This window comes from Acinetobacter sp. RF14B, from assembly GCF_006864105.1.
Classification (GTDB): Bacteria; Pseudomonadota; Gammaproteobacteria; order Pseudomonadales; family Moraxellaceae; genus Acinetobacter; species Acinetobacter lwoffii_C.
This window is the reverse complement of the sequence record NZ_SMTB01000031.1, coordinates 19,293-27,913: the sequence shown is the minus strand read 5'-3', so window position 1 is coordinate 27,913 and position 8,621 is coordinate 19,293. Positions and strand designations below refer to the sequence as shown.

General features: G+C 45.2%; 11 protein-coding genes. 2 read left to right on the top strand and 9 right to left on the bottom strand.

Going from position 1 to position 8,621, the window contains the following annotated elements; genetic code table 11:
* Positions 1 to 74: 74 nt before the first annotated feature.
* The 3 genes from E2K52_RS06645 to rpe form a co-directional block, all read right to left on the bottom strand.
* Positions 75 to 557, bottom strand: coding sequence for a methylated-DNA--[protein]-cysteine S-methyltransferase (locus E2K52_RS06645; RefSeq protein ID WP_151204366.1), 483 nt, complete (start codon positions 555 to 557; stop codon positions 75 to 77).
* Positions 558 to 626: 69 nt separating this feature from the next.
* A complete protein-coding gene (gene sugE / locus E2K52_RS06640) occupies positions 627 to 944 on the bottom strand; it encodes a quaternary ammonium compound efflux SMR transporter SugE (RefSeq protein ID WP_151204363.1) in 318 nt (105 codons plus the stop codon).
* Between the two features lie 637 nt (positions 945 to 1,581).
* Positions 1,582 to 2,268, bottom strand: coding sequence for a ribulose-phosphate 3-epimerase (gene rpe, locus E2K52_RS06635; RefSeq protein ID WP_151204362.1), 687 nt, complete (start codon positions 2,266 to 2,268; stop codon positions 1,582 to 1,584).
* A 170-nt stretch (positions 2,269 to 2,438) separates the two neighbouring features.
* On the opposite strand from rpe, the gene E2K52_RS06630 reads away from it, so the two are divergent.
* Positions 2,439 to 2,744, top strand: coding sequence for a DUF2218 domain-containing protein (locus E2K52_RS06630; RefSeq protein ID WP_151204361.1), 306 nt, complete (start codon positions 2,439 to 2,441; stop codon positions 2,742 to 2,744).
* A gap of 7 nt (positions 2,745 to 2,751) precedes the next feature.
* Positions 2,752 to 2,937, top strand: coding sequence for a hypothetical protein (locus E2K52_RS15095; protein WP_161981128.1), 186 nt, complete (start codon positions 2,752 to 2,754; stop codon positions 2,935 to 2,937).
* A 219-nt stretch (positions 2,938 to 3,156) separates the two neighbouring features.
* Here the strand turns inward: E2K52_RS15095 and fghA are convergent, their stop codons facing one another.
* The 6 genes from fghA to E2K52_RS06595 all read right to left on the bottom strand — a co-directional run bounded on the left by fghA (position 3,157) and on the right by E2K52_RS06595 (position 8,612).
* Complete coding sequence (gene fghA / locus E2K52_RS06620) at positions 3,157 to 3,993, bottom strand: S-formylglutathione hydrolase (RefSeq protein WP_151204359.1); 837 nt, start codon at positions 3,991 to 3,993, stop codon at positions 3,157 to 3,159.
* Between the two features lie 44 nt (positions 3,994 to 4,037).
* On the bottom strand, positions 4,038 to 5,420 hold the full coding sequence (locus E2K52_RS06615) for a C13 family peptidase (protein ID WP_151204358.1): 1,383 nt from the start codon (positions 5,418 to 5,420) through the stop codon (positions 4,038 to 4,040).
* A 124-nt stretch (positions 5,421 to 5,544) separates the two neighbouring features.
* On the bottom strand, positions 5,545 to 6,363 hold the full coding sequence (locus E2K52_RS06610) for a class I SAM-dependent methyltransferase (protein WP_151204357.1): 819 nt from the start codon (positions 6,361 to 6,363) through the stop codon (positions 5,545 to 5,547).
* Complete coding sequence (locus E2K52_RS06605; RefSeq protein WP_151204356.1) at positions 6,357 to 7,181, bottom strand: undecaprenyl-diphosphate phosphatase; 825 nt, start codon at positions 7,179 to 7,181, stop codon at positions 6,357 to 6,359. Before E2K52_RS06605 ends, E2K52_RS06610 begins: the two co-directional genes overlap by 7 nt.
* A gap of 16 nt (positions 7,182 to 7,197) precedes the next feature.
* Positions 7,198 to 7,863 carry a tRNA (adenosine(37)-N6)-threonylcarbamoyltransferase complex dimerization subunit type 1 TsaB gene (gene tsaB, locus E2K52_RS06600; protein WP_151204355.1) on the bottom strand — a complete coding sequence of 222 codons (666 nt, stop codon included), beginning with the start codon at positions 7,861 to 7,863 and terminating at the stop codon, positions 7,198 to 7,200.
* Between the two features lie 218 nt (positions 7,864 to 8,081).
* The gene (locus E2K52_RS06595; protein WP_151204354.1) at positions 8,082 to 8,612 is read right to left on the bottom strand and encodes a gamma carbonic anhydrase family protein; all 531 of its coding nucleotides are present in this window, start codon (positions 8,610 to 8,612) and stop codon (positions 8,082 to 8,084) included.
* Positions 8,613 to 8,621 lie beyond the last annotated feature (9 nt).

Here is an 8,621-nt window from a genome sequence, read left to right as displayed (position 1 = left end):
CCAGAGTGAGCCAAATATCGATATTGTAGAATTTTCCATATTTTAATTATTCAATTATTTTAGATACTTAAAGCTTAATTTTTTTGTTCAATATTTAACAGAATTTCTTTTTTGTCCAGGCCGCCCGCGAATCCGACCAGCTTGCCGCTACTGCCAATCACGCGATGACAAGGCGTAATAATCGAAATCGGATTTTTACCATTGGCTGCCCCGACAGCACGCACCGCTTTACTGTTGCCAATCTGCTCGGCAATGTCACGATAGCTTCGGGTCTGACCATAGGGAATATTCAGCAAGGCCTGCCAGACTTTTTTCTGAAAATCAGTCCCGATAAATTCTAAAGGTACGTCAAAGGCACTGCGCTGACCGGAGAAATACTCCTGCAATTGGCGTCTGGTTTCAATCAATACCGGATGTTGCAGGCCCTCCACCAGTGACGCCAATTTAAACCAATGGGGCATTTCACCATCCCAGAGTACAGCCACCAGTGCAGTTTCATGTGCCACCAGTCGCAACTGCCCTACAGGTGAATCCATATTCAGATAACTCAGCTGCATGACCATACTCCTCTAAAATGAAGTGTTCTCTTATTCATTTTAATGGAATTTTGAAACGTGCGACAGGCTTTAAGATGAAGATAATTTCATCAACACAAGACCGGAAATAATCAGCACCGCTGCCAGCATGCGCATGGCAGTAGCCGGCTCACCCAGAATAAACACCCCAACCAGAAATGAGCCAACGGCTCCAATTCCAGTCCAGATGGTATAAGCCGTCCCCAAGGGCAATGTGCGCATGGCATACGCCAGTAGCACAAAACTCAGCACCATGAAAAACAGCGTAACAAGACTTGGGGTGAGCCGGGTAAATCCGTCAGACAATTTCATTGAATATGCCCACACGATTTCAAATAAACCCGCAAGAATTAAGATGATCCAGGCCATTTCGCCTTCCTCCTATATGACAGAGTCAGGCCGTCCTGACGATTTTTCCTGTTAATTTTCATTTAAATAAGCAACTAACAAGGGAGGTCGTTCCTCCTGAATAAGGAAAATAGATGATATACAATCCAGTTTCTAGAACTGTAATTTTTACAAAACCTGACTAAAAGAGATCTAATTTAACCCTGCCTTACCCAAATACTCAAGACAGAGCCTTATATTCAACTTATGCTGAATCTGGAGAAATACCCAGTTACTCTTTCCATTTTCATTTAATCAATTTTATTAACAATAAAACTCACAGTTATCCGCAAATTATTAAGTAATACATACCAATTAAATTTAAAGAATAGCGTGGAGATCTTATATGATTCAAGCCAGACCCTATACTTATTGATTACTTTTTGACTCGCCTAAATACTCAAAACTGGTGAATAAACATTCACCGAATTAAAGGCATACACTGTATAAAAAGAACTCTAATCGAATTCTTTTTATACTTTTTTTGTCTAATAAGCAATCAAAAGAGTCACAAATGTTTACATTTTATGCAACTTATCCATATGGTTATCAACATAGATATCTACACACTTATCCATAAAGTTATCCACAGATTTATGCACTTTAAACATTCTAACGATTAAAGTTGAACCTGTCCGACTTTAGCAAGTTCTGCACGCATTTCATCAATTACAGCTTTATAATCCGGTTTGCCAAAGATAGCTGAGCCTGCAACAAACATATCGGCACCTGCTTCCGCAATTTCACGAATATTCGCAGGCCCCACTCCTCCGTCCACTTCCAGACGAATATCACGACCTGAGGCCTCAATCAGCTGACGAGCCTGACGCAGCTTGTCCAAGGTCATTGGAATAAACTTCTGTCCACCAAATCCCGGGTTCACACTCATGAGCAGGATCTGATCAACCTTGTCCATAACATAATCCAGATAATGCAACGGCGTGGCCGGGTTAAAGACCAGACCTGCTTTTGCACCGCCCGATTTGATCAGCTGCAAGGAACGATCGATATGGTCAGAAGCTTCTGGATGAAAGGTAATAATATCCGCACCTGCTTCAAGAAAATCCCCGATCATACGATCAACCGGCTTGACCATCAAATGCACATCAATAGGCGCCTGAATGCCATAGTTTTTTAGAGCTTTACATACGCCTGCACCAAAGGTCAGGTTCGGTACATAATGATTGTCCATCACATCAAAATGAACCACATCTGCCCCAGCGGCTAAGACATTTTCCACTTCTTCCCCTAAACGGGCAAAATCGGCAGACAGAATTGAGGGGGCAATTAAATAAGGTTTGGACATGGAAGAACCTGATGAGCTGAAATTGGATGTGTCTCATTATAGCAAATCCAGTCCGGCGACTGTGCTCTTGATGTTGCAAGAATAAAACACTGTGTCACGCTTATAAGCTTATAACTTGATCAGGACTTGGTTTAAAGTGCAGCTCAGGTTAAAAATTGAGAGACGTGATCATGAAAAGTACAGCCTATCTCCAGACGCAACAAGCTTCACGAATTGCCAAACGCCTGGCTAATCACTGGAAACATAAATTTAATATTGATGAAACCGAACAAAATTTCCTGATTCATTTTCCAGGTGCAGAAGTGAGTCTGACACCCGAGGCAGATCATCTTACCGTAACGATTCAAAGCACAGATGAATCTACTGACCTGAATAAACTTGAAAATGTGGTTCTGGATCATCTGATCCGTATGGGACAGGAGCCACTGACTGCCGAGTGGCAGTACCATGACTCCGATAAAAAATTTAAGGAGTAAGTTGGGCGTGTTCCTACTCAAAAGCTTTGACTGCCTGAATGCGCTCAGCAGTTGCCGGATGGCTGCTCAGAAAACCCCCGAGAGACTTTTCAGCCGGATTTCTTCCATCTTGTTGCTGATTCGTCTCGGCCAGCCGTTCAAGGAAATGAGCAAAGTGTCGGGGCGAAATATGCTGCTTATACAAGGCATTTAAAGCATAACCGCTGGATAGTGCCTAAGCCTAGGCTGCTGACGCGAGGCTCAACTGGAAAAGATAAGGCCCCGGAATCTTCAAAAGAAGCCTGAATATTTCTTGAGTTTTGCATGAATTACCCTGGTTTTTATTATAAGAATTGATACATAAAAACATGGGCCACGCTCTAATTGGGCCCATGCTATTTTTTTCTTTTAGTTATATAAGCCTTAAAGTCACTTAAGGTTGTAATTGTACCGCATGAAACTGTAAATGATCATCGATAAAACTTTGAATAAAGTAATAGCCATGATCATACCCCAAATGTTCACGTAGTGTGAGTTTCTGCTGCACACTGTCACAGGCCTGCTGAAACAGCTCTGGATTCAGCTGATTATAGAACTGATCAGAAGAACCCTGATCAATCAGAATATCATTAAATAAGACCCCTTTGGCTTTGATCAGCTCAGTTGCATCATGTTGCTGCCATTCAGCCCGGTTCTCACCCAAATAATGGCTAAAGGCTTTTTCTCCCCATGGACACTGACTTGGCGCACAGATCGGGGCAAATGCCGAGACAGAGCTAAATTTTTCAGGATATTTAAAAGCCAGGGTAAGCGCCCCATGTCCACCCATACTATGACCGAAAATTCCGATTTTACCTGGCTGAATCACAAACTCATCATTCACTAATTGGTAAAGCTCATCTACGATAAAGCTTTCCATCTGATAATGCTCAGCCCAAGGTGTCTGGGTTGCATTGATATAGAATCCGGCACCTTGGCCAATATCCCAGTTGTCGCCTTCTGCCACGCCTTCTCCGCGTGGTGAGGTATCCGGAGTAATCAGAATCAGGCCCAATTGTGCCGCCAAACGCTGTGCATGAGCCTTAATTGCAAAAGTTTCCTCAGTACAGGTCAGGCCAGCAAGGTAAAACAGTGCTGGACAGCTCTCCCCGGCCAGTGCTTGAGGCGGCAGAAAAATTCCAAATCTGGTCGGGGTTTTTAAGGTTTTGCAATCAAAACGATAAATCCGCTGTTCACCGTCGAAGCTTCTATTGTTCTGTACAAGTTCCATGCTATATCCCTATTCTGCTTGCAGACCTGCTGCGAAAAAAATATTTAAGGAGACTGTTTCACAGTTGTCATCTCTGGAAATAACTGCTGCTCCAGTTGCGGCAACATCAGTTCCATATTCTTGCCAATCATCCACTGCGGTTCTGATGGCTCAAAACCTTGAGCAGACTCCCATTTGGCTACTGTATTTGCGGCCTGTTCAAAAGACGCTTTTAAACTGCTGTTCTCACGCATGGCCTCATCAAAAAACGCGCGGCCAAAATAAGTATAGTCGGCTTCATTTGAACAGCCAAAAGACTGGCGGTCCGCCGCAGAAGCAGTAATAACCAGAGTGTTATCATTTTGCAAGGCTGAGACAAAGCTTCCCGAGAAACAGGCAGAAATGACAATCACCCGCCAGCGAATGCCAGAAGCATCCAGCGTCTCGCGTAACCATTTCGGATCGACCTGTGCCAGATCCAAAGGTGCATTTTCCATTTCAAAAGTATTTGGCAAACCATGAGAGGTCATATACAAAAACAGCACATCACTTTCGCGATTCATCTGCTGGCCGATGCGGCGTAGCGCCAACTCCATACTGGTTCTGGAGGCAATCGGTATCTGGGTGCGGGTCGCTGGATGATTCACCAGGGCAATGGAACGGCCATAGGTACCAAAACGGGTATCAAACTGTTCTTTAATCCGCTCGATTTCCGAATAAAACACATCCTGGTAACTGGCGCCAGCAATCCCCATAAAATACCAGTGTGACTGGGCAAACTCTCCATACTGAATATTGTCCAGCGCTTTATTCAGCAGCGTCGGCTGTGCATAAAAGGCATCTTCTGCAAAACTTGGCGGAGTTTCTTCCACTTTCCAGATCGGCTGGTCCTTAATCGAAATCTGCCAGACCACCAGAGTAAATAAAGTGGCCAGTATAATCAGCGCCCGCTCCCACCATGGCCATTGCAGCTCACGCGAGATTACCCAGACCACTGCCAGACTTTGCCAGACAAACAGCACCACAAACAGGGTCGGAATATACGGATACAACACATAAGGCAGATAATCGATATCCCCGAGATACTGAATCAGAGATTGAAACAGCATGATATGCGTATCGAGTACCAGCCATAACAAGGCCGGCACCAACATCAAACGTGGATTATTAATCCGCTGGGACAGAAAAATCCCGACAATCAGGGCAATAAAAGGCCAGAGCGCATAGCTGATCAGACCTTGCGAGTTAAAATCACCAATACGGCCAGAACTCAGCCAGCTAAACAGGCTGTTGGCACAGCCACCCAAAACTCCCCAAAACACCAGCTGGACAATGGAAGGACGCACCAGCTGCAACGAGCGTCGCGATCCTAAAAATAACCATACTCCAGCCATTTGGTTGCTTTTAAAATCATGCCAAAAATTAATGGAGGGTTTAAAGTCGATCATAGGAGGTCAGGGAGATAAATAGCTCGCTCAAGTGTTAAATAAGTGTATGTCTGATAATAGTTTTATCAATGCCAGTTGTTACATATATAACAAATCCTTGATTAATTTAGAAGCAGTTATCATATTAAGCTACAAGTTCATGCTGAAAATATGCATCAAAACGGCAAGCATCACCTTGCCATTGATGATCTGGCTGTTTTCCCGCCAAAAAAACCGCCAGACGCGGGCGTTTTACCACCACACGTTTTGCAATATCCTGTGCCAGTTCCAGCAGATGATCGCCCAGATCCATCTCTCCATCTTCTGGCAGTAGCAGGTGTAAGAGTTGCATCTGCTTTTTGACCTGTGCCTGCTTTTTGGGCGCTTGCTGGTTCTGGTCACGCTGTGGAAACATCGGGTCCAGATACACCACATCGACCAGGTTTTTCTGTTCCGCCCGGGATTTTAAATAATCTGCCGAGTCAGAAAAAACCAGATGAATACGCGCAACCACCTGACTCAAAAAAGCATCCTGACGGGCACGGATATGGCTGTCTTCCAGCAGGGTAAATAGAATCGGGTGCCGCTCTACCAAAGTGACTTGGGCACCTAAATGTGCCATTAACAGGCTGTCATGTCCCAAACCTGCCGTCGCATCAATCAGAAACGGTTTTTCTGCCAGATTACAGGCACGAGCGATCATTTCCGACTTTAAGGATGCACGCTTTAAACGGGCAGTTTCGGCCTGCCAGTCAGGCTGCATTTTCATGCCATTGGCACATAGCCACAAGCCGTCCACATCGACACACAGGCCAAGCTCAGGATGTAAACGAAGAAAGCGGGCATTCAGTTTTTCTACTGTTACAATTTCAGTCTCTACCCCACGAGAAGAAAGCACAGCCTCAAAGTGCTGTGCTTTCTCTACATGGTCAGATTCGGTATAGAGACGAATCTGGTTTACCATAATGTCCAACCTGTATAGGCAAATAACAAGATCAGCAGCCCGGATACAATCCGGTACCAGGCAAAGATCATGAAATCGCGTTTGGCTACATATGCCACCAAAGCACGGATTAATAGCAAGGCCGAAACAAAGGACACCAAAATCCCGACTGCCAGCACGACCCAGTCTTCGGTGGTATGGAAAACCCCATAGCTTTGATACAGGTCGAGCAGACCCGCCCCCACAATCACCGGAATTCCCAGAAAGAAAGAAAACTCGGTTGCCGCCTTACGCGATACACCGAGGAACATCGCCCCAATAATGGTCGCACCCGAGCGTGAAGTGCCCGGTATCAAGGACAAAACCTGAATCAGTCCGATCCAGACCGCATCTTTAATAGTCAGATCTTCAACCTCTTTGGCGCGCACCTGCGGAGGATTCTTTTCGATCCAGATAATGATCAGGCCACCCACAATCAGCCCAATGGCAATCGCAATATTGTTAAATAACAGCTCTTTGACAGTTTGTCCCAAAGTCAGACCGACCAGCACAATCGGAATAGAAGCCAGTATCAATCCAATACCCAAACGGCGTCCCTGAGGTTCGCCACTTACAATCCCGGTCGCCGCACCCCAGAGTCGGGTCCAGTACTCATAAATAACCGCAGCAATTGCTCCCATCTGAATGGCAATCACAAATACATCACTTTTTTCTTTGCTCCAGAAGTTCATTAACTCTGAAGCCAAAATCAGATGCCCGGTACTGGAAATAGGCAAAAACTCGGTAATACCTTCGACTATACCCATGATTGCCGCTTTGAGCAGCAGTAAAAGATCCATGCTTAATCCTAATTAATTATGCTTTGCCTTGTTCTGGAATTTTTTTCCACGCGTTCTCACGTAAATAAACAGGTAATGCCAATTCTGCACTGACCCAGTTTTCATTTTTTGCTGCCGCACGTGCAATGACCGCAACATCCTGTGCAGTTGCACTCACTGCTTTATAATCAGACTGTTCATTTTGCACCAGCTCGGCACCTGAACCTACTGGCATAAATATGGCAGCCTTAGCCCCATCGGCATAACTTAATAATTGTTCTTCATGGACTGGCTGCATAATACCTGTATCATCAAGCCGATAGCTAGCAATGTAAACTTCGTTCATGCGCGCATCCAGCACAGCAGAGACTTCGGTTAGCCCCTGCAAACGATAAGCTGCCTGTGCTAAAGCCTGTAAAGTCGAGACAGGAATCACTGGCAAGTCATTTGACCAGGCCAGGGCTTGAGTCACTGCTGCATTAATCCGGACGCCACTAAATGAACCCGGTCCGCGGCTAAAAGCAATCGCGGTGAGATCAGCTACAGCTAGTCCCAACTCGTTCAAGCCTTGTTCAATCATGGGAAGAATGGTTTGCGTTTGTGCCTTGGCGCGCGCATCCAGCTGAAAAAATAACGTTTGAGTATCATCAATCACAGAAACGGAACACTGCTCATTGGCAGTTTCCAGTGCCAGCACTTTCATGCACACCCTTATTCAGAGAATATAAAAACGCAGATATAATACTCCACTGCTATCTTCTAGGCGAGATTTTCACGAGTAGGATACAAAAATGCCTAGAAAAATCTAGGCTTATTGGAGAGTATGCTTATCCTTTTGTGCTGCGAACAAAGCGATGCCTGTTCCACAGCCCAATCTATTTATGACGTGTTAACAGCCTCTAAGTTTGATAAAATTTTGAATTAGAGCTGAACTTCTTCCAGAGCCTGGAATTTCGGAAAATGCCCGGCATAATGCATCGCGCTCATTTTCAGCTTTTGAATACTGGCTTCATCCAGAGTCTTGACCACCTTGCCAGGAGATCCCATCACGACCGAATTGTCAGGAATTACTTTACCTTCCGGAATCAGGGCATTGGCGCCAATAATACAATTCTTACCAATCACTGCATGGTTCAGGATCACGGCCTGAATCCCGATCAGGCTATTCTCGCCAATGGTACAGCCGTGCAACATCGCCTGATGACCAATGGTGACATAATTGCCGATATGCATCTCAATGCCCGCATCAGTATGTAGCACAGCATTTTCCTGTACATTGGTAAAATCCCCCAAATGAATTTTACTGTTATCTGCACGGACCACTGCACCAAACCAGATGCTGACCTGCTTGCCGAGTTCGACCTGCCCGATCACTGTCGCAGTCGGGGCAACCCAACCGTCCCACGGTTGATGCAGTGCTTGAGGCATATGTCCCTGAAACTTGTATAACATGGCTGAAAT